We start from the raw sequence: 19,761 nt of genomic DNA, 5'->3' as shown, positions 1-19,761 counted from the left end.
AGGCCAATTATTATGAGTTCACACTACCTGCAGCAACAGCAGCAAATTAGTAAAGTAAAACAGTTTTTTTCAAGCCAATTAGAACAACAATTAGGATTAGTTGAGGTACAAGCGCCGATCTTGGCAAAAGTAGGCGATGGTATTCAAGATAACTTAAGCGGTACTGAAAATGCTGTATCGGTAGCAGTGAAAACAATTCCGGGTAGCCAATTTGAAGTAGTGCACTCTTTAGCTAAATGGAAACGCAAAACCTTGGCTGATTACGATTTTTCGGTAGGTGAGGGGCTCTATACGCATATGAAGGCGCTTCGCCCAGATGAAGAATCTTTAAGCCCAATTCACTCGGTGTATGTTGACCAATGGGATTGGGAAAAAGTAATTTGCGAGAGTACTGAGCGCACCTTAGACAAGCTAAAAGAAACCGTAACATCACTTTATCAGGCTATTAAAGCAACCGAACGCTTTGTATCAAGCGAGTTTGATTTAACGCCATTTTTGCCAGAGCAAATCACCTTTGTACACAGTGAACAGTTACGTCAGATGTATCCTGACTTTACTGCAAAACAACGTGAAAAAGCGGTAGCACAAGAATACGGTGCGGTATTTTTAATTGGTATAGGCGGCACACTTGCCGATGGCAAAATTCATGACGTACGAGCACCGGATTATGACGATTGGTCAACCCAAACCTGTAGTAAATTTGCTGGCTTAAACGGTGATATTTTAGTTTGGAACCCAGTGCTAGAAGATGCTTTTGAAATCTCTTCAATGGGCATTCGTGTAAGCCCTGATGCCTTAGCTACACAATTAGCGATTACAGGCGACCAAGCTCGTTTAGAGTTTGATTGGCATAAACAGCTACTTGCGAAGCAGTTCCCGCAAACAATTGGTGGTGGGATTGGTCAATCACGACTCGCTATGTTGCTGTTACAAAAACAGCATATCGGGCAAGTACAAGTTGGTGTTTGGCCTGAACAGCTAAAACAGCAAGTGGAAGGAATTCTCTAAGTTAAGATTAATGACCCTAGTAAAAAGAGGCTTAAAGCCTCTTTTTTATTAACTGGTTTTAAACTCCACCTCAACCTTGTTCTCTTCAAGCTTAACCTTGCAAGGGGGGTACTTACGGTTTGTACGTAGCACTTTTTCAAAAATATGTATTTCTACCCCTGAGTGCAATGTTTTGTTAACGACTAATTGCGCATCTTCAAGTAAATCATGCAAATGATGCTCTAAACTTGATAGTTTTTTCTCAAGCATTTCAGCTTGCTCGCAATAGTGCATTTGTGTGGCCCCTATTTTAGCCAGAAGAGTTTTTTTCTTTTCTGCATCTTTTACTAAATCCGCTTTTTCGATAGCCGCTTGTAAGGTATCAAGTTGCGAATCTGTTTGTGCTAAATCTTTGAAGCATTGGTCTGTTTGTGCTGTTACATCAGCACCTGAAGCCGCTAAGTTAATCACCATCTTCGCGCCTGATTCATTGCCAATTTCGCCAGCAATAACTATTTGAGCATCTAAAATTTCACCGCCAAATAGTTTTCCTTGGGGGTTATCTTCTTGGCCGACTTGCAACAATTTAGTGGCTTTCATTACACAATGGCTGGCTTGTCGGTCGATGAGGATATTGTTTGCTTCAAGGTAGCTGTATTGACCATGTGATAAGTGAATGTCACCTTGGCTGATGATATTACATGATAACTTTTTATCTTCGAGTTGGTGGCCAATTACGCCTTGTTTTATGGTGATATCACCAGCTGCAGATAAATGACCAGACTCTACAGTGCCCATAACTGTTATATCGCCTTTGGCATTAATACGCATTCCCGGCTCAACATTATGAGTTACAATGACGCTACCTTCAAAATCTACATGGCCGGTTTTTACGTTGACATCGGCAATGGTAAAAATATCATCAACACGCATACCATTCGCGATATCTACTGGAACACCTGCAATGGCTGAAATAAGTTCAAGCGGATTATTTTTAGATATTTCGGTACCTTCACCAGCAACTAGAGTATTACTTTCACCAGGCTTGGCTGGTAATACATCACCGGTAACAGTAAAGCCTTCTTTACCCGGAGTCGCAGGGATTTGCTTGATAAGTAATACGCCGGGTTCGACACTGGCAAGCTTGCCAAAATCACGCATATCGACAGTACCATCTTCACGCAATTTGGGTTTTTTTAAGCGATCTTTGAGCGTTTCAACTTGAGAAACTAGTTTTGATGGTTGGCCATCGATAGGTAAGCGACCTTTTGCTAGCACGCCTTTAGCGACTTCTCCTGCTGGTAACTCAAACTGTTGTTGTAATAGCTGTTCCAAGAAAGCTTGTTTGTATCCGCGAGCAACGCCCGCTCTGATAAGCTCCTTTTTAGCTTCATCAAGCGTCATAACTTTGCCGCCTTCAGCAAGAGTAAGTTCGCCTGTAGCAAGCATTTTATCATCGCTTAGGGTTACAACTAGGCTCGCATCATGTTTAGAGGCAACAACAAGCATGCGCTCGTTAGAGTCACTTTTGAAGAATTTATTGATAGCTTCATGATCCACTCTGCATTCGCAAAATGGTGACTTTTCTAATGCTTCGATAATAAACGCAGCACTAGGAGGCGAGTTTTCATGAACATCTAATAAAACGTTGCCGTTGTGAGCGAGCTTAAACACGTGGAGATCCTTTTTGACTACATTAGCTAAAGGTTTTATTTGTTATAACAACAGAGTGCTAGAGATTTGCTAATGAGTCAAGAATTTCGGGTGAGGGAAGTAATAACTTTTTCTAAAAAAGTGCCAGCAACTTTGTGTTGCTGGCAGGGCTGATTAGTTTGTTGAAGGTAGCTCCATGATACCGTCAATCTCAACTTGCACACCTTTTGGTAACGCACGTACGCCAATTGCGGCGCGTGCAGGGTATGGTTGCTTAAAGTACTGGCTCATTACTTCGTTGACAATCGCAAAGTTAGATAAGTCAGTTAGAAAGATATTTACTTTCACCATGTCTTGAATTTGACCACCCGCAGCTTGGCAAACAGCTGTTAGGTTTTTGAATACTTGGTGAGTTTGCTCAGTAAAGTCTTCAGAGATCACTTCCATTGTTTCTGGTACAAGTGGAATTTGACCTGATAAATAAACAGCCGTGCCTACTTTAACTGCTTGGCTGTAAGTACCGATAGCTGCAGGCGCATTATCAGTAGAAATAAAAGATTTGTTCATGATTATCCTTGTTACTTTTTACGATAGACTCTTTGCACATCAGGCATAACGCGAATGCGGCGCATAATGTTAGCAACATGAACGCGGTTTTTAACCGTGATGCCTAAATCTATCATGTATAAATTACTTTCTTTTTCGTCAGTCGCTATTTCAACAATATTGGCTTGGGTTGAGGCAACAACATTGGTTAATTTAGCCAGCGCACCTTGGTGATTAATAATCTCAATACGAAGGGCAGCAATATATTCTTTCTCTGGGTTATCGTCCCATTTTACAACGAGGTATTTTGAGCGCTCTTTTTCCCAACCACGAATATTTTTACATTCTTGGCGGTGAACCGTAAGGCCTTTACCTTGGCTTATATAAGCTGTAATTGCATCACCTGGGACTGGGCGGCAGCATTTAGAGTAATTAACTAACATGCCTTCAGTACCGATAATGGTCGCTTTTGCTTTTTGTGCTAGGTCGTCTAGGTCGTCTGCATCAACTTGCATCAAGCGTTTTGCAATAAGCACACTCATGAGATTACCTGAGCCTATTTCGACTAGTAGCTCAAGGACGGTATTTAGTTCATGCTCTTGAAGTACACGGCGAATGTTTTCATCTGGAATATCATCCAGTTTGGTTTCACCAAGTGCTGAGTCTAGTAAACGTCGACCGAGCAGCATGGCTTCTTCATGCTGTTGGCTCTTCAGGTAATTGCGAATACCTAAACGTGCTTTACCTGTTACAACAAAGTTTAACCAAGTTGCATTAGGGTGCGCTCCAGAGCTGGTGATGATTTCGACCGTTTGCCCTGTATCAAGCGCTTTGCTGAGTGGGTGAGGTTTACGGTTAACGCGTGCTCCCACACAGGTATTACCTACATCAGTATGAACTGCATAAGCAAAGTCGACTGCTGTCGCACCCATGGGTAGCTCAACGATACGGCCATCTGGCGTGAAAACATAGATCTCTTCAGGGAATAGCTCTGTTTTAACGTTTTCAACAAACTCAAAAGACGAACCAGCGCTTTGCTGAAGTTCCAGTAAGCTTTGCATCCATTGGCGAGCACGTTGTTGTGCTGTGTGGCCTGCATTATCACCGGCTTTTTTATACATCCAGTGAGCAGCGACCCCTTTATCTGCCATATGATCCATATCGTGGGTACGAATTTGAATCTCAACAGGAATACCATGAGGGCCAACTAATGAGGTATGAAGCGACTGATAGCCGTTAGTTTTTGGTACAGCAATATAATCTTTAAAGCGAGTTTCGATTGGCTTGTAAAGGTTATGCGCAACACCTAATACGCGATAACAGGTATCCATATTATCAACATTGATACGAAACGCGTAGATATCCATCACTTCGTTAAACGAAAGCTCTTTATTAAGCATTTTTTTGTAAATGCTATAAAGGTGTTTTTCGCGGCCAGATATAGTTGCTTCGATGCCAGACTCTTCTAAACGTGCTTCAATCTCAGTCTTAATATTACTGATAACTTCTTTACGGTTACCGCGTGCTTTGACCACTTCTGATCTTAATGCGCGATGGCGCATCGGGTATAACGCTTGAAAGCCTAAATCTTCTAATTCATTTTTAATATCGTGAATACCAAGGCGGTTCGCAATTGGTGCGTAAATCTCTAGGGTTTCACGGGCAATGCGACGGCGTTTGTCAGGGCGCAGTGCGCCTAAAGTACGCATGTTGTGAGTACGGTCAGCCAATTTAATTAAGATCACGCGAATATCTTGCGTCATCGCCATGATCATTTTGCGGTAGTTTTCGGCTTGGAATTCTTTTTTATCTTTAAAGCTGAGTTTATCTAGCTTACTCACCCCTTCAACAAGCTCGGCAACGGTGTCGCCAAAAATTTCAGCTAAGTCTTGTTGGCTAAAGTCAGTGTCTTCAATCACGTCATGCATCAGGGCAGCCATCAGCGTTTCGTGGTCTAAGTGCATGCCGGCAAGTATTTGTGTCACTTCGACAGGGTGGGTGATATAAGGCTCGCCACTTGAGCGTGTTTGGCCTTCGTGGGCTTCGCGAGCGACCACGTATGCTTTTTGTACCAGCTCAATCTCAGCGGGTGGTAAGTATTCGGATATTTTCTTTTTGAGGCCTTCGAATAGATACAAAGTCACACTCCAATGCGCAAATGAAGTAAATCGGTAACGGTATGAATAGAATATACGATGAAAAGAAGGGCTTGCCAACGGCTAGTGTAGAAATACTAGCCGTATAGCTAAATCAAAGCGGGGAGCTTGATTACTGGTTGCCACCTACGATAGCAGCCACAGCAGCCATTTCTGCTGCTTCTTGATGTTGTTGTTCTTCACGATCAATTAAGTCCATAGAAGAGCTATCTACTAACCCTTTCTCAATTTCACGTAAAGCAATAACCGTTGGTTTGTCATTTTCAGCATCAACGAGTGGATCTTTACCACCAACCGCGATTTGGCGGGCACGACGAGCCGCAACTAAAATTAAGTCAAAACGATTACCAATTGCATCTACTGCATCTTCAACAGTTACGCGAGCCATCTTAGCACTCCAAATAAATTCTTAAGCAAAGGCGTAGTTTACTGTACCAAGTTAAATTCGCCAATAGCTTGTGGTTAATTTTTATCTTATTCTTAAAAAAGTATTACTTAAGTAAGTTCTCTAATAACGCCTGATGGCGCACAGCTTGGCTTTTTAACGATAAACGTTTAGCCATAACGATCGTTTCGATTTCTGTAAGCGCAGTATCAAAGTCATCATTAACAACAACATAATCATACTCATTATAGTGTGATGTTTCTGATTGTGCTTTTGCCATTCTTCCTGCGATCACCTCAGCAGAGTCTTGACCACGGTTATTTAAGCGTGATTCAAGTTCTTCTTTTGATGGTGGAAGAATAAAGATAGTCTCAACATCATCAACTAATTTGCGGATTTGCTGAGCACCTTGCCAATCGATATCTAAAAATACGTCAATACCTGCTTCAAGTTGGCTTTCGATTGCTTGCTTAGACGTACCATAGTAGTTATCAAACACTTGCGCCCATTCAAAAAAGTCATTTTTCTCAATTAGCGTTTTGAACTCATCAACAGAAACAAAGTGATAGTGCACACCGTTTTCTTCACCCGGACGAGGTGAGCGAGTGGTGTGCGAAACCGATACCTTCATATCGCTGTGTTTCTCTAATAAAGCACTAATTAAGCTTGATTTACCAGCCCCCGATGGAGCTGACAAGATAAATAAATTTCCGCGAGTTTGCGCCATGATCTGTCTCTATACAAAATAAATAGGCCTGCGGGAGCGCTACTCCAGCAAGCCTTTACAATGTAGTACAGTGTACTGTATTTGACCTGTTTAGCTCAAGCTTGCTAGTTGAAATCGGTTTCTTGTTCTAACTCATTGTTAGCTTGCGACCATGGACTTTCAACTCGCCTTATGTCTTTAAAGCTATTGTACTAAAGGGCTACTGCTGACATTAAAATCAAACCCTTCGATTTTTGCATCAGCAATTAGTAATTGGATATATTGCGCGATGGCTTTACGTTCTACTTTTTTATTTAAGTAGTTTTGAATGCGTAACTTGACGGCTTCATAAGGCAGTTGTTTACCATCTTCTTTAAAATCAACATAGACAATATGATAGCCAAAACGGGTTTCGATTGGGTAGTTGATCAACCCTTCATCAGCACTAAACACGGGGCGCTCGAATTCACTAACTGTTTGCCCTTTAGAGAGTTGCCCTAGTTGCCCGCCTAATGTGGCTGAGTCGCATTTGGAATGTAATTTTGCAAGTTCACTAAAGTCGGCGCCTTGCACTAAGGTTGCAATAATGTGCTCTGCAAGTGTGAATGCTGTTGCGCGTGCGTGTTCATCTTCGTGTGGCGCTGCCAATAAAATATGGCGGGCTGCAATTAGTGGTGGGGTGGTGAACTTTACTTTATTTTGATTATAGTAATGTTTGCATTCTTGTTCGGTTGCAGTCGGAATGAATACTTCTTTTTTGATTAACTGGTTTAAGAGATCATTTTGCTGCAGCTCTGATAAAGTACTTGAACCATTGTTAGCACGATCCGTTAATTTTAAACGCGACGCGCGTTGTTGTAATAACTCCCCAATGATTAAACTTTCAGCAGCATTGACCATTGCTGCTCGGTGGTCATTTGCTGGGTGGTACTGCATTTCATGCAGAATATCGGATTCGCTGATAGTATGATTATTGACTGTGATCATGGTCACCTCTGCACTGGATATTGCTTAAAAGAAGGCTGCCAACTAAAAGAGTTAATTGGCAGCTAAGATATTAAGATTTGCTACGAACAACTTGGTAACTACGAGATAGATACTGAATTGGTACGCTGGCAATGTGCACTAAACGGCTAAATGGGAAGACTAAAAATAAGCTCATTCCTAAAAATACGTGAAGCTTATAAATCCAGTGCACTTGTGCTATTGCCGCAGCGGCTTCTGCACCGTCTAAGGTGACAATATTTTGCGCCCAGCTCATTAGCAGTAGCATTTCTGCACCGTCTAAATGACCTGCAGAGACAAAAATTGACAGTAACCCTAAAATCAATTGCACATAAAGTAGCAGTAATACGGCAATATCCATTTTGCTGCTCGTTGCTCTGATCCGTGGGTTGGTTAAGCGGCGTTTAATTAAGATTGTTAAACCATAAAAACACAGTAGGCCAAATACCCCTCCAAGGCCCATTGCAATTAATTGTTTATGGCTGGCTTCAATCCCAACCACATGCCATACCTCTGCGGGTGTCAGTAAGCCAACAAAGTGACCTAATAACACCATGATGACACCAATATGAAAGGCACGGCTACCTCGTTTTAGCTCTTTGCTTTCTAGTAATTGGCTTGATCCGGTTTTCCATGTGTATTGCTCTCTGTCATAACGAATGATTGAGGCAATAATGAATACCGCTAAAGTAATGTATGGATAAATTCCAAAAAGTAACGTATTTAAATAACTCATGATATACCCCTAACTGGCCTGTTGATTAAAGTCAGTCCAAGAAACTGGAACATATTGATCTTTGCGTTGTGTCTCAAGTGGTCGATTAACCGAACTAGGGCAGTTTGTTGCATCTTGAGCGCCAAACGTGACGGCTTCTTCTTCCCACTCTTTATCAATTGCTTGCTTTGTATCGTCTCGATTTTCTTCATTGATTTGTGCTCTGAGTGCATCTAAATCTATGTTACTTTGGGCAATATCAAGTAAGCTTGAAAAAACAACGGCATAGTTACTTTCTCGTTTTTCGAGTCGGCACATAAGTAAAGCAAGAATATGCTCAACCTCAGATAACCACTCTCGAGCATTCTCGCTCCCTTGTGTTGCTAAGAACTCCAAAAATAGCGGGATGTAGTCAGGTAATTCGTTGAGGTTTAGCTCAAGCCCTGCTTGTTTATATTGTTCAATTAAATCGACCATGGCCTGACCACGGTCACGGCTTTCGCCGTGAACGTGTTCAAAAAGCCACAAACCTAGCGCGCGACCACGCTCAAACAGGCCATCGTACTGTGCTTGCCAATCCATTAAGTCGCCTTGGCATTGCTGTTGAATAAATGCTGTGAGTGCTGTTTTATTGTCATCATTTAATGAGCTGTGATTAACAATCTTGATTAACTCAGCTTCGGCTTCAACCAACGACTGTGTAGGGTAATCAAGTAAATGAGAGAGTACGCTTAATACTTGCATCGTTTACTCCTTTATTTCTACAGGAATGATTTGCTTAACGGTTTGTTTTTTTCCGCCAAACAGATTCACACCATTGTTGCCGTCACTACAGCCGTTACCAAAACTAAAGCCACAGCCATTTTTCATATCATAGGCATCTGCTGCATAAGATTTATGGCTTGATGGGATCACAAAACGATCTTCATAGTTAGCAATTGCCATGTAGCGATACATTTGTTCAACTTGCTCGGCGGTTAAGCCTGCTTGTTTAAGAACTTCAATATCTTCAACGCCTTCAACCTGTTGTGAACGCTTAAACGCTCGCATTGCAATCATGCGTTCAAGTGCCCTAATAACAGGCTTTTCATCGCCTGCGGTAAGTAGGTTAGCTAAGTAGCGCATCGGAATTCGCAGCGATTTAAGGTCTGGGATCACGCCACTCATACCAACATGACCTGCTTCAACCGCTGTTTGAATTGGTGACAGTGGCGGGATATACCACACCATAGGTAATGTTCTGTATTCAGGGTGTAGAGGCAGTGCAACTTTCCAGTCCATCGCCATTTTATAAACTGGTGACTGACGTGCCGCTTCTAGCCAAGTTTCAGGGATCCCTTCTTTGCGCGCAGCTTCGATAACCTCAGGGTCATTTGGATCTAAGAACATGCTGAGCTGAGCTGGGTAGAGATCTTGCTCGTTCGGTACGCTGGCGACTTCTTCAATGCGATCAGCATCGTATAAAAGAACACCTAAGTAGCGAATACGGCCTACACAGGTTTCAGAGCAGACAGTTGGTTGACCCGCTTCAATACGTGGGAAGCAGAAAATACATTTTTCTGATTTACCTGACTTCCAGTTGTAATAGATTTTTTTGTACGGGCAGCCTGAAACACACATTCGCCAACCACGACATTTGTCTTGGTCAATCAATACAATGCCATCTTCTTCACGCTTATAAATTGCGCCCGAAGGACAGCTCGCTACACACGCTGGATTGATGCAGTGCTCACAAAGACGTGGCAAGTACATCATGAAGGTTTTTTCAAACTGGCCGTAAATATCTTTTTGAACAACATCATCGAAGTTCTTGTCTTTTTTACGCTCAGAGAACTCAGTCCCTAAGATCTCTTCCCAGTTTGGTCCCCAATTGATTTTTTCCATGCGTTGACCGGTGATCAATGAGCGTGGACGAGCCACCGGTTGATGTTTGCTATCAGGTGCGTTGTGCAGGTGCTGATAGTCAAAATCAAACGGCTCGTAGTAATCATCAATCTCAGGTAAATCTGGATTTGAAAAAATATTGGCTAATAAACGGCGTTTATTACCTTGGCGTGGCTCTAACGTACCATTTTTATTGCGTTTCCAGCCGCCATGCCATTTTTCTTGGTTTTCCCATTCTTTTGGATAACCAATACCTGGTTTACTTTCAACGTTATTAAACCAAGCGTATTCAACACCTTCGCGGCTAGTCCACACATTTTTACAGGTGATCGAGCAGGTATGACAGCCGATACATTTGTCTAAATTTAAGACCATGCCTATTTGTGCACGTACTTTCATAATTCTATCCTCGGCTACTCGTTATCTAACCAATCAACTTTGTCCATCTTGCGGACAATAACAAACTCATCACGGTTACAACCTACGGTGCCATAGTAGTTAAAGCCGTAAGCTTGTTGCGCGTAACCACCAATCATGTGCGTTGGCTTCATAACTGCACGGGTTACCGAGTTGTGTATACCACCGCGTGTACCAGAGACTTCTGAGCCAGGGGTGTTAACGATACGTTCTTGCGCGTGATACATCATGCTCATTCCTTGCGGTACACGTTGTGAAACAACAGCACGTGCGGCAATTGCGCCGTTTACGTTAAACACTTCTATCCAGTCGTTATCTTTGATATCGCCTTCTTTTGCGTCAACTTCACTGATCCACACAATTGGACCGCCTCGACTCAGGGTGAGCATTAACAAGTTGTCAGAGTAGGTTGAGTGGATACCCCATTTTTGGTGTGGTGTGATCCAGTTCAGTGTTAACTCTTTATTGCCATTTGGTTTTTTGCCAAGTAAAGGTTGTGTTGTCTTTAAGTTGACCGGCGGTTTGTAAGACACCATGGTTTCACCAAAATCACGCATCCATTGGTGATCTTGATAGAACTGCTGGCGGCCTGTTACTGTGCGCCAAGGAATTAATTCGTGCACATTGGTATAACCTGCGTTGTAAGACACATGTTCGTCTTCTAACCCTGACCAGGTTGGTGAACTGATGATCTTACGCGGCTGAGCTTGGATATCTCTAAAGCGGATTTTTTCTTCCTCTTTAGGTTTTGCTAAGTGAGTATGGTCTCGACCTGTAAACTCACCCAGTGCTGACCATGCTTTTACAGCTACATGACCATTTGTTTCTGGAGCAAGACTTAAGATCACCTCTGCAGCATCAATTGCGGTCTCAATTTTTGGACGCCCTTTATGCGGGCCGTCTTCTATGTGGGTGTAGTTAAGCTCTCCTAAGAAATTAACTTCTGTTTGAGTGTTCCAATTAATGCCTTTACCGCCATTACCGAGTTTGTCCATTAATGGCCCGAGTGAGGTAAACCGGTTGTAGGTGTTAGGGTAGTCGCGCTCAACAACTAACATATTAGGCGCAGTAACCCCAGGGATAAGATCGCACTCATCTTTCCACCACATTGCAACGCCATCAGGTTGAGCAAGCTCTCCCGGAGTGTCATGCATTAGCGGTAATGTAACGAGATCATTTTCAACCCCTAAGTGGCCTTCACATAAGGCAGAGAATTTTTTCGCAATTCCTTTGAAAATATCCCAATCAGAGCGAGACTCCCAAACAGGATCAACGGCTTTAGAAAGTGGATGAATAAACGGGTGCATATCTGATGTATTCATATCGTCTTTTTCGTACCACGTTGCTGTTGGTAAAACGATGTCTGAATACAAGCAAGTGGTTGACATACGAAAATCAAGTGTGACCCATAAGTCGACCTTGCCTTCTGGCGCGTTGTCGTGCCAAACAACATCTTCAGGTTTTTTGTCACCACTTTCACCAAGGTCTTTACCTTGCAGGCCATGTTTGGTGCCTAAGAAGTGACGCAGCATGTACTCATGCCCTTTACCCGATGAACCTAGTAAGTTTGAACGCCAAACAAACATATTGTGTGGGAAGTTTTGTGGGTTATCAGGGTCTTCACAGGCAAATTTTAAATCACCTGATTTTAGCTGCTGAACCGCGTAATCTTTAGGTGATAGCCCTGCTTTTTCGGCATCTTTACATAACTGTAATGGGTTCATCCCTAATTGTGGTGCGGATGGTAGCCATCCCATACGCTCTGCACGGGTGTTGTAGTCGATAATTGAGGCTGACCATTTTTCTTTATCTGCCAGTGGTGATAGCACTTCGGTCATTTCTAGTTTTTCGTAGCGCCATTGATCTGAATGATTGTAGAAAAATGAAGTACCGTTCATTTGGCGTGGCGGACGTTGCCAGTCTAAACCAAATGCTAATGGTAACCAGCCACATTGTGGACGTAGTTTTTCTTGTCCTACATAGTGCGCCCAGCCACCACCTGATTGACCTACACAGCCGCACAGCATTAGCATGTTGATAAGGCCACGGTAGTTCATATCCATGTTGTACCAGTGATTTAAGCCTGCGCCCACAATGACCATACTGCGGCCTTTTGTTTTGTCTGCATTGTCGGCAAATTCACGGGCAATTTGGATAACATGATCGGCATTTACACCGGTGATTTTTTCTTGCCAGCCCGGCGTGTAAGGCACATCATCGTGAAAATCTTTTGCAACGTTAGGATCGTCTAAGCCGTTATCTACACCATAGTGTGCAATCATTAAGTCAAAAACTGTCGCAACAAGCGCTTCACTGCCATCACTGAGGGTAACAGTTTTAACTGGCACTTTACGGACTTGGATTTCATCATGCTCAGTATGTTGGAAATAACCAAGTTCGTGAGCTTGCGCGCCAAAGTAAGGGAATAACACAGCCTCAGTGCTATCTGTATGTTCTTTAAGGCTTAGCGCAAGTTTAAGGTCATCCCCTGTTTTACCGTCGCGCTGTTCAATATTCCACTTGCCTTTTTCGCCCCAGCGGTAACCAATTGCACCTGTAGGTGAAACCAACTGACCGCTTGTTTCATCAAAGCCAATGGTTTTCCATTTTGGATTGTTATCTTGTCCTAAGTTATCGGCTAAGTCGGCAGCGCGTAAGAAAGCGCCTTGCGTATAGCCTTTATCTGACTTATCAAGCTTAACGAGCATTGGCATATCGGTATAACGACGTACATAGTCAGTAAAATACGCGCTTGGCTTGTCGATATGGAATTCTTTTAAGATCACATGACCAAAGGCCATAGCAAGTGCTGCATCTGTGCCTTGCTTAGGTGCTAGCCACATATCAGACAATTTAGAACATTCTGAATAGTCAGAGGTGATTACGACGGTTTTGGTGCCTTTATAGCGAACTTCGGTAAAGAAGTGAGCATCAGGTGTTCGTGTTTGTGGCACATTGGAACCCCATGCGATGATATAATTTGAGTTATACCAGTCTGCAGATTCAGGAACGTCAGTTTGCTCGCCCCAAATCTGTGGTGATGCAGGTGGTAGGTCACAATACCAATCATAGAAACTTAAACAGTTTCCACCAATCAAAGATAAGTAACGAGAACCCGCAGCGTAGCTAACCATACTCATTGCAGGGATAGGTGAAAATCCCATGATGCGATCTGGCCCATATTTTTTGGCGGTATAGACATTTGAAGCTGCAATGATCTCATTTACTTCATCCCATTTTGCACGAACAAAGCCACCTAAACCGCGTTTTGACTTGTAGCTTTTCGCTTTTTCAGGATTAGTAACAATTGACTCCCAAGCAAGTACCGGATCTGAGTGTGCTTGCTTTGCTTCACGCCAAAGTTTTAATAACACTTGTCTTACTTTAGGGTATTTTAGGCGGTTAGCGCTGTAGATATACCAAGAGTAACTTGCACCACGAGGACAACCGCGTGGCTCATGATTAGGTAAATCAGGGCGGGTACGTGGATAGTCTGTCTGCTGAGTCTCCCAGGTGACTAATCCGTCTTTAACATATATTTTCCAGCTACATGACCCTGTGCAGTTTACACCATGTGTAGAACGTACAATTTTATCATGTTGCCAACGACGGCGATAACCGTCTTCCCAATCGCGATTTTCATCAGTTGTGACACCGTGACCACCTGCAAAACTCTGCTTGTTAGTCTTGAAAAAGCGCATTTTATTCAAGAAATGGCTCATTTACTTATTCTCCTATCCTGCTCAATTTTAGTGCGCTACCCATAGGCACTTCGACTAGCAGACAGCTACATTGCGAAACTTAATATAGTGCTTCGGCTGTACAGTACATTGATGTAGGTCACTATCTCAATATGATGTAAGTCAATGAAAATAATAAAGATACCCACAAATAGGTAGTGTCATTTTCACGTGTTTATGGTGAAAATAGTGGCCTTGGTATCATTCAAGCGTTATGGTTTTATAAAAGTGAAAGGGTGAGAATTTATTGTGGGTATTCGACTCAAAGAACTAAAAAGTACGTTCAATGGCTCGGTGATGATTTACATCAAGGGCTCCTTAGTCGGGATTATTAGTTTAGCAATATGCACGTTATTTTCGTCGTATTGGATCACTGAGTTAGCTGATTTGGATGCGCGCGCTATAAACTTGAGTGGCTCGTTGCGTATGGAGTCATATCAGCTTGGTATGCTGAGGTTAGAGCAGCAGCAGGAGCAGTTAGCCGTACAAATCAAACTGTTTGAGGATAAACTACAAGACCCAATATTTATTAAGCTACAAGATGATCCTCACTTATCGCCCTTGTGGCAGTCACTAGTAACGCATTGGCACCAAAATCTAAAACCCACCTTGCAAACAGGCTCAATTGAAGACAAGGCTCATTTACATCAGCAGGTCATTTTACTGGCAGGGTATGCAGACAAGTTTGTATCAGAGGTGCAAGTTCAGGCCGAGAATAAAATACGATTACTTCGTTCGATACAACTTGCTGCATTGTTTATTACTTTATTAGTGGGAATTTTTACTTTGCATTTGATCAGTCTTAGAGTTGAGAAACCAATGGCTGAACTAACCCATGCGGCCTATGCAATTGGCAAAGGAAACTTTACATACCACGTAAACCTCAAAGGAGATGATGAACTTGCGTTACTAGGAGCAACGCTAAACCACACATGTAATGCAATCGCATCAATGTATGGGCAGTTAGAGCGGCGAGTGAAAGAACAAACCAAAGAACTTGAATTGAATAATCAGGCCTTATCATTTTTGTTCAAAACAGTGCGTATGTTGTTAGAAACACCACAAGAAAAGCTCAACTTTCAACAAACGTTTGATGAGTTAGCAGAGTTGATAGAAGTTGAAGATATTGAGCTTTGCTTGATGACGGCAAGTGGCGATAGACCCTATAGCCAAATCAAGCCAAGCACTGATGAACATCCATTTTGTGCCAACCAAGATTGTGGTCAATGCACAGGAAATGGGGCGTTTATTTTAGTTGACCAACCAACTGTAACGCGCTTTCCATTACTGTATGGAAGTCGCAACTACGGTGTTATTGTTTTACGTGGCTCAGAAAAATTTAGCTCAGATTCTTGGCAAGTACAATTGGTTCAGTCTGTTGCTGATCAGGTCGCACTGTCGTTAAATTTACATGATCAGCAAGATCAGTCTCGAAGAATTGCACTTTTACACGAGCGTACTGTGATTGCCAGAGAATTACACGATTCACTAGCACAAGCACTCTCTTATTTGAAAATTCAAGTAACCCGTTTAACCAAAACGCAAGAAAAAGAAAAATATGAACTGCAACAGCCCATTATTGATGAATTAAAAACAGGATTAGATGCGGCATACCGACAGTTGCGGGAGTTGTTAACCACTTTCCGCTTAAAAATGGTGGGAGAAGGGCTTGAAGCGGCGCTAGAAAAAACCATAGAGCAACTGGCAGATCAGAGCAATATGCAGTTTCATCTAAACTTTAAGATAAGTGAAGTGCCCTTATCACCGATGGAAGAAATCCATTTATTACAAATAGCCCGAGAAGCAAGCCAAAATTGTGTACATCACAGTCAAGGAAATAATGCTTGGATCAGTCTTACTCTAGGGGCTGATAAGCATGTTGAGTTGTTGGTTAAAGATGATGGTATAGGTCTTAGCTACAGTCGAGATAAGCTTAACCATTATGGTATGGCTATTATGCAAGAAAGAGCAAAGCACTTACACGGCGAGTTATTTGTTGAAGACAGCAAATCCGGTGGCGCTGAAGTGAAATTGGTATTTCGGCCAGTGGGAGGAACTCAGAATTATTGAATATTGATTTGTAATTTTTATATTAATAAAAATATACCCTTACCACCTTTGGGGTAGGTTCAACCACCCCCTCTTTTGTATAGTGTTTTTTTTGCTGACTCTCTAAGCTTAAACCAGTTTAAAGCTGAAGTACTTCCACCTAAACTTTCTGAGCATGGTGGCTGTACCGTGGTTTACCACCGGGTTTATAGAGAAATGTATAGGCCTCCCGATTTGGAAAGGCTGTGATGTTGCAAGATAGTTTTAATAGAAAATTTAGTTATTTACGCTTGTCAATTACTGAAGTATGTAACTTTAAGTGTAATTACTGTTTACCAGATGGCTATCAGTGTGATTCACGCCCTAAAACACTTAATGTTGAGCAGTTGCGAATTTTAGTGGCTGCATTTGCTAAAGCAGGCACCGAAAAAATTCGCCTGACAGGCGGCGAGCCAACATTAAGACGTGACCTACCAGAAATCATTGCTATGTGTCGACAAACATCGGGCATACATACCGTTGCCTTGACCACCAATGGCTATCGTTTACTCGACAAACTTCCTCGTCTTGTAGACAGCGGCTTAACTAACTTAAACCTCAGTGCCGATAGTTTAAACCCGCATACTTTCGCACAAATCACAGGCAGTAATAGCCTTAAAGAGGTGTTAGCGTGTGTTGATAAAGCACTAACGTTGGGTATAAAAAAAGTAAAATTAAATGCTGTTTTGCTCAAGCAATATAATGGCAGGGAATTGCAGCAATTTCTTAACTATATCAAAGATAAAGCCGTTAGTTTTCGATTTATTGAACTGATGCAAACCGGTGATAATCAAGCTTATTTTAGCGAGCAGCATGTACGTGGTGAAACCTTAAAACAGCAGCTATTAACATCGGGTTGGCGTGTATTAGCAAAAGAGCCAAACGCTGGCCCCGCAGAAGAATTTTACCATCCAAATTATGCCGGTACGATTGGACTCATAATGCCTTACAGTAAAGATTTTTGTGACAGTTGTAATCGGCTCAGAGTATCCGCTGACGGTAAGTTACATTTGTGTTTATTTGGCGAAGCAAATGACGATTTGATGCCTTGGATAACAGACCAAGACATTGAAGGTTTAAAAATGCATTTAACACACAGTGTGCTTGGCAAGTGGCAAGGACATGAGCTGCATAAGGGCAATGCAGGGCTGACTAAACAGCTGGCAATGTTAGGGGGCTAAAATGTTATTGGGTATTGTGCTTGCTGGTGGGCAGTCGCGACGTATGGGGACAGATAAAGCAATGCTTACCGTGCAAGGAAAGACACAATTGCAGCGAACAACTGATTGCTTGGTTGATGCTGGCTGTGAGCAAATAGCGATTAGCCGTAACGAAGTAGGGTTTGTTACTGATCAGTTTTTACAGCAAGGGCCTTTGGCGGGGATCCAAGCCTGTTTAGCTGCTTACCAGTGCCACGAAGCGGTTGTGATCCCTGTAGATATGCCTTTAATTGAGTCACGCAGCATTGCAGCTCTTATTCAGTTTGGCAGAACGCAGGGGCATTCGTGTTATTTCGAATCCAGTGCATTACCTTGCTACCTATTTGATTTAGAAGTTGCTAAAGCGCAATGTATGCAGCGTTTACAACATGGAAAACGCTCAATAAATGGTTTTTTACAGGCGATAGCAGCTAAGCCATTAAGGTTTAAGCAAAACAACTTAGCTAAATATGAGTTACTTAATTCTAATACACCGCAGCAATGGCAGTTGGCGCAACATTTAATGATAAATAAGGAGCGAGCATGGGACGGGCAACATCACAGTCATTTATCCCGCTAAATATTGTTTTATTAACCGTAAGTAATACGCGCTCAATAGAACAAGACACTGCGGGAAAGTTACTCGTAAAGCTCATTGTTGAAAGCGGGCATCGTATACAAGAGCGAGTGATCAGCAAAGCTAATCTATACCAAGTGCGAGCTCAGGTTGCAAATTGGATAGCGAGCGAGAGTGTACAAGTGGTGTTAATTGCTGGTGGCACAGGCCTGACTCGTGATGACATTACCCCGCGAGCCATTGAAGGACTATTCGATAAACAAATCAATGGTTTTGGTGAGCTGTTTAGGCATGTTTCGTATCAGCAAATAGGCACTTCAACACTACAATCAAATGCGTTGGCAGGGATGGCAAATGGTACTTTAGTGGTTGCCATGCCGGGTAGCCCAAAGGCGTGTGAAACTGCTTGGCAGCATATTTTAGTTGAACAATTAGATAGCCGTCATGGCCCCTGTAATTTTGTTGCACAATTAAAGCAGGTGAGTGCAACGCAATGTGGATCGCGAGGTGAAGGCTAATGCAGTTAACGCATATTGATGAAACAGGCCAAGCTGCAATGGTTGATGTGGCAAATAAAGCAGTCACAATCAGAGAAGCTAAAGCGCAGGCTATTGTAAAAATGCAGGCCAATACCTTGGCACTGATTTGTCAAAATCAACTTAAAAAAGGCGATGTGTTAGCGGTTGCCAGAATTGCAGGCATTCAAGCAGCTAAAAAAACAGCGGATTTAATTCCTCTTTGCCATCCTTTGGCATTAAGCAAAGTGGCGGTTGAATTTACTATTGATGAGCTAAATTCAACGGTTCAAATTAATAGTTATTGTAAGTTAGCGGGACAAACTGGCGTAGAAATGGAGGCGTTAACCGCCGTATCAGTTGCAGCATTAACAATGATTGATATGTGCAAAGCGGTTGATCAGGCAATGACGGTTGATGCGTTATGTGTGACATACAAAACGGGTGGCCAGCGAGGAACTTATCAGCGAAGCAACGAGGAGCTAGTAAATGAATAAGGTGTTATTTTTTGCCCAATTAAGGGAGCGTCTAGGTTGCGACACTCTGGTTGTTGATGCAGCTGGCTTATCTGTTCAGGCGTTAAAGCAGCAACTTGCCCAAAAAAGCCCACAATGGCACGACTGGCTGCTTAATAAAGATGTACTTGTTGCTGTTAATCAAGAATTGGTAGATGAGCAAACACACATTGAGCTACAGGATGAAATAGCTATGTTCCCACCGGTAACCGGAGGATAATAATGATCCGCGTTCAAGAGCAAGATTTTGATTTAGGGGAAGAATACCAAGCTTTGGTAGCTGATGACAGCACATCTGGAGCGGTGGTGTTGTTTGTAGGGCGCGTACGGGATTTAAATCAAGGCCATAAAGTCCATGATTTATACCTTGAGCATTATCCGGCCATGACAACAAAGTATTTACAGCAGCTTGAAAACCAAGCACTAGAATTATGGCCGATAGAAAAAGTAACCCTTATTCATCGAGTAGGGAAGTTATCTTTACAAGATCAAATAGTACTTGTGGCAGTGTCGAGTGCGCATCGAGAAGCAGCATTTGAAGCTGCCGAGTACCTGATGGATTTATTAAAAACCAATGCCCCATTTTGGAAAAAAGAGCACATTGAAAGAGAGCAAACTCGCTGGGTTGAAGCAAACCATAAAGACACGATCGCAGCAGCGCAGTGGGGCTAAA

18 protein-coding genes and 1 riboswitch are annotated in these 19,761 nt (G+C 42.6%); of the genes, 8 read left to right on the top strand and 10 right to left on the bottom strand.

What is annotated here, in order from left to right; all coding sequences use genetic code 11:
• Nucleotides 1-12: 12 nt before the first annotated feature.
• Entirely contained in the window at nt 13-1,008 is a 996-nt protein-coding gene (asnA, locus tag IMPJCBKJ_RS06910; RefSeq protein WP_166339519.1) for an aspartate--ammonia ligase, read from the top strand.
• Nucleotides 1,009-1,056: 48 nt separating this feature from the next.
• Here asnA and IMPJCBKJ_RS06905 read toward each other — a convergent pair whose 3' ends face one another.
• From IMPJCBKJ_RS06905 to IMPJCBKJ_RS06860, 10 genes are all read right to left on the bottom strand, one after another.
• The gene (locus IMPJCBKJ_RS06905; RefSeq protein ID WP_054554222.1) at nt 1,057-2,661 is read right to left on the bottom strand and encodes a FapA family protein; all 1,605 of its coding nucleotides are present in this window, start codon (nt 2,659-2,661) and stop codon (nt 1,057-1,059) included.
• Between the two features lie 153 nt (nt 2,662-2,814).
• Nucleotides 2,815-3,207 carry a RidA family protein gene (locus IMPJCBKJ_RS06900; protein WP_054554223.1) on the bottom strand — a complete coding sequence of 131 codons (393 nt, stop codon included), beginning with the start codon at nt 3,205-3,207 and terminating at the stop codon, nt 2,815-2,817.
• Nucleotides 3,208-3,218: 11 nt separating this feature from the next.
• Complete coding sequence (gene spoT / locus IMPJCBKJ_RS06895) at nt 3,219-5,324, bottom strand: bifunctional GTP diphosphokinase/guanosine-3',5'-bis pyrophosphate 3'-pyrophosphohydrolase (protein WP_138601110.1); 2,106 nt, start codon at nt 5,322-5,324, stop codon at nt 3,219-3,221.
• Nucleotides 5,325-5,454: 130 nt separating this feature from the next.
• Nucleotides 5,455-5,730, bottom strand: a complete 276-nt coding sequence (rpoZ, locus tag IMPJCBKJ_RS06890; RefSeq protein WP_054554225.1) for a DNA-directed RNA polymerase subunit omega — start codon at nt 5,728-5,730, stop codon at nt 5,455-5,457.
• Between the two features lie 103 nt (nt 5,731-5,833).
• On the bottom strand, nt 5,834-6,454 hold the full coding sequence (gene gmk / locus IMPJCBKJ_RS06885) for a guanylate kinase (protein WP_166339517.1): 621 nt from the start codon (nt 6,452-6,454) through the stop codon (nt 5,834-5,836).
• Between the two features lie 183 nt (nt 6,455-6,637).
• Nucleotides 6,638-7,420, bottom strand: a complete 783-nt coding sequence (locus IMPJCBKJ_RS06880) for a peptidylprolyl isomerase (RefSeq protein WP_166339515.1) — start codon at nt 7,418-7,420, stop codon at nt 6,638-6,640.
• A gap of 70 nt (nt 7,421-7,490) precedes the next feature.
• Entirely contained in the window at nt 7,491-8,174 is a 684-nt protein-coding gene (narI, locus tag IMPJCBKJ_RS06875) for a respiratory nitrate reductase subunit gamma (RefSeq protein WP_166339513.1), read from the bottom strand.
• Between the two features lie 9 nt (nt 8,175-8,183).
• Nucleotides 8,184-8,897 (bottom strand): nitrate reductase molybdenum cofactor assembly chaperone, encoded by a 714-nt coding sequence (narJ, locus tag IMPJCBKJ_RS06870; RefSeq protein ID WP_166339511.1) that lies wholly within the window; start codon nt 8,895-8,897, stop codon nt 8,184-8,186.
• Between the two features lie 3 nt (nt 8,898-8,900).
• Nucleotides 8,901-10,436 (bottom strand): nitrate reductase subunit beta, encoded by a 1,536-nt coding sequence (narH, locus tag IMPJCBKJ_RS06865; RefSeq protein WP_166339509.1) that lies wholly within the window; start codon nt 10,434-10,436, stop codon nt 8,901-8,903.
• A gap of 14 nt (nt 10,437-10,450) precedes the next feature.
• Nucleotides 10,451-14,176, bottom strand: a complete 3,726-nt coding sequence (locus IMPJCBKJ_RS06860) for a nitrate reductase subunit alpha (RefSeq protein ID WP_166339507.1) — start codon at nt 14,174-14,176, stop codon at nt 10,451-10,453.
• 267 nt (nt 14,177-14,443) lie between these two features.
• Here IMPJCBKJ_RS06860 and IMPJCBKJ_RS06855 point away from each other — a divergent pair, with 267 nt between their 5' ends.
• The 7 genes from IMPJCBKJ_RS06855 (at nt 14,444) to IMPJCBKJ_RS06825 (ending at nt 19,760) form a co-directional block, all read left to right on the top strand.
• Complete coding sequence (locus tag IMPJCBKJ_RS06855; RefSeq protein ID WP_166339505.1) at nt 14,444-16,264, top strand: histidine kinase; 1,821 nt, start codon at nt 14,444-14,446, stop codon at nt 16,262-16,264.
• Nucleotides 16,265-16,374: 110 nt separating this feature from the next.
• Nucleotides 16,375-16,504: riboswitch (molybdenum cofactor riboswitch) on the top strand.
• Entirely contained in the window at nt 16,492-17,463 is a 972-nt protein-coding gene (gene moaA, locus IMPJCBKJ_RS06850) for a GTP 3',8-cyclase MoaA (RefSeq protein WP_166339648.1), read from the top strand. (Overlaps the previous riboswitch by 13 nt.)
• A 1-nt stretch (nt 17,464) precedes the next feature.
• On the top strand, nt 17,465-18,061 hold the full coding sequence (locus IMPJCBKJ_RS06845) for a molybdenum cofactor guanylyltransferase (RefSeq protein ID WP_166339503.1): 597 nt from the start codon (nt 17,465-17,467) through the stop codon (nt 18,059-18,061).
• Nucleotides 18,025-18,576, top strand: a complete 552-nt coding sequence (gene moaB / locus IMPJCBKJ_RS06840; RefSeq protein WP_166339501.1) for a molybdenum cofactor biosynthesis protein B — start codon at nt 18,025-18,027, stop codon at nt 18,574-18,576. Before IMPJCBKJ_RS06845 ends, moaB begins: the two co-directional genes overlap by 37 nt.
• A complete protein-coding gene (gene moaC, locus IMPJCBKJ_RS06835) occupies nt 18,576-19,070 on the top strand; it encodes a cyclic pyranopterin monophosphate synthase MoaC (protein WP_166339499.1) in 495 nt (164 codons plus the stop codon). Before moaB ends, moaC begins: the two co-directional genes overlap by 1 nt.
• Nucleotides 19,063-19,308: a molybdopterin converting factor subunit 1 gene (gene moaD, locus IMPJCBKJ_RS06830; protein ID WP_166339497.1), complete on the top strand. Its 246-nt coding sequence runs from the start codon at nt 19,063-19,065 to the stop codon at nt 19,306-19,308. Before moaC ends, moaD begins: the two co-directional genes overlap by 8 nt.
• A 2-nt stretch (nt 19,309-19,310) precedes the next feature.
• Nucleotides 19,311-19,760, top strand: a complete 450-nt coding sequence (locus IMPJCBKJ_RS06825; protein ID WP_166339495.1) for a molybdenum cofactor biosynthesis protein MoaE — start codon at nt 19,311-19,313, stop codon at nt 19,758-19,760.
• Nucleotide 19,761: the final 1 nt, after the last annotated feature.

Source organism: Pseudoalteromonas sp. MB47 (assembly GCF_011319765.1).
GTDB classification, from domain to species: domain Bacteria; phylum Pseudomonadota; class Gammaproteobacteria; order Enterobacterales; family Alteromonadaceae; genus Pseudoalteromonas; species Pseudoalteromonas simplex.
Note: the sequence above shows the minus strand (reverse complement) of the source record. Positions and strands in the feature narration are given on the sequence as shown.

What these genes read in the sequence shown, in the direction of transcription:
- moaB (WP_166339501.1), top strand. Translation starts at nt 18,025, where the DNA reads ATGGGACGGGCAACATCACAGTCATTTATCCCGCTAAATATTGTTTTA.
- moaA (WP_166339648.1), top strand. Translation starts at nt 16,492, where the DNA reads ATGTTGCAAGATAGTTTTAATAGAAAATTTAGTTATTTACGCTTGTCA.
- IMPJCBKJ_RS06825 (WP_166339495.1), top strand. Translation starts at nt 19,311, where the DNA reads ATGATCCGCGTTCAAGAGCAAGATTTTGATTTAGGGGAAGAATACCAA.
- rpoZ (WP_054554225.1), bottom strand. Translation starts at nt 5,730, where the DNA reads ATGGCTCGCGTAACTGTTGAAGATGCAGTAGATGCAATTGGTAATCGT.
- IMPJCBKJ_RS06880 (WP_166339515.1), bottom strand. Translation starts at nt 7,420, where the DNA reads ATGATCACAGTCAATAATCATACTATCAGCGAATCCGATATTCTGCAT.
- asnA (WP_166339519.1), top strand. Translation starts at nt 13, where the DNA reads ATGAGTTCACACTACCTGCAGCAACAGCAGCAAATTAGTAAAGTAAAA.
- IMPJCBKJ_RS06860 (WP_166339507.1), bottom strand. Translation starts at nt 14,176, where the DNA reads ATGAGCCATTTCTTGAATAAAATGCGCTTTTTCAAGACTAACAAGCAG.
- moaD (WP_166339497.1), top strand. Translation starts at nt 19,063, where the DNA reads ATGAATAAGGTGTTATTTTTTGCCCAATTAAGGGAGCGTCTAGGTTGC.
- gmk (WP_166339517.1), bottom strand. Translation starts at nt 6,454, where the DNA reads ATGGCGCAAACTCGCGGAAATTTATTTATCTTGTCAGCTCCATCGGGG.
- narJ (WP_166339511.1), bottom strand. Translation starts at nt 8,897, where the DNA reads ATGCAAGTATTAAGCGTACTCTCTCATTTACTTGATTACCCTACACAG.
- IMPJCBKJ_RS06845 (WP_166339503.1), top strand. Translation starts at nt 17,465, where the DNA reads ATGTTATTGGGTATTGTGCTTGCTGGTGGGCAGTCGCGACGTATGGGG.
- IMPJCBKJ_RS06900 (WP_054554223.1), bottom strand. Translation starts at nt 3,207, where the DNA reads ATGAACAAATCTTTTATTTCTACTGATAATGCGCCTGCAGCTATCGGT.
- narH (WP_166339509.1), bottom strand. Translation starts at nt 10,436, where the DNA reads ATGAAAGTACGTGCACAAATAGGCATGGTCTTAAATTTAGACAAATGT.
- moaC (WP_166339499.1), top strand. Translation starts at nt 18,576, where the DNA reads ATGCAGTTAACGCATATTGATGAAACAGGCCAAGCTGCAATGGTTGAT.
- narI (WP_166339513.1), bottom strand. Translation starts at nt 8,174, where the DNA reads ATGAGTTATTTAAATACGTTACTTTTTGGAATTTATCCATACATTACT.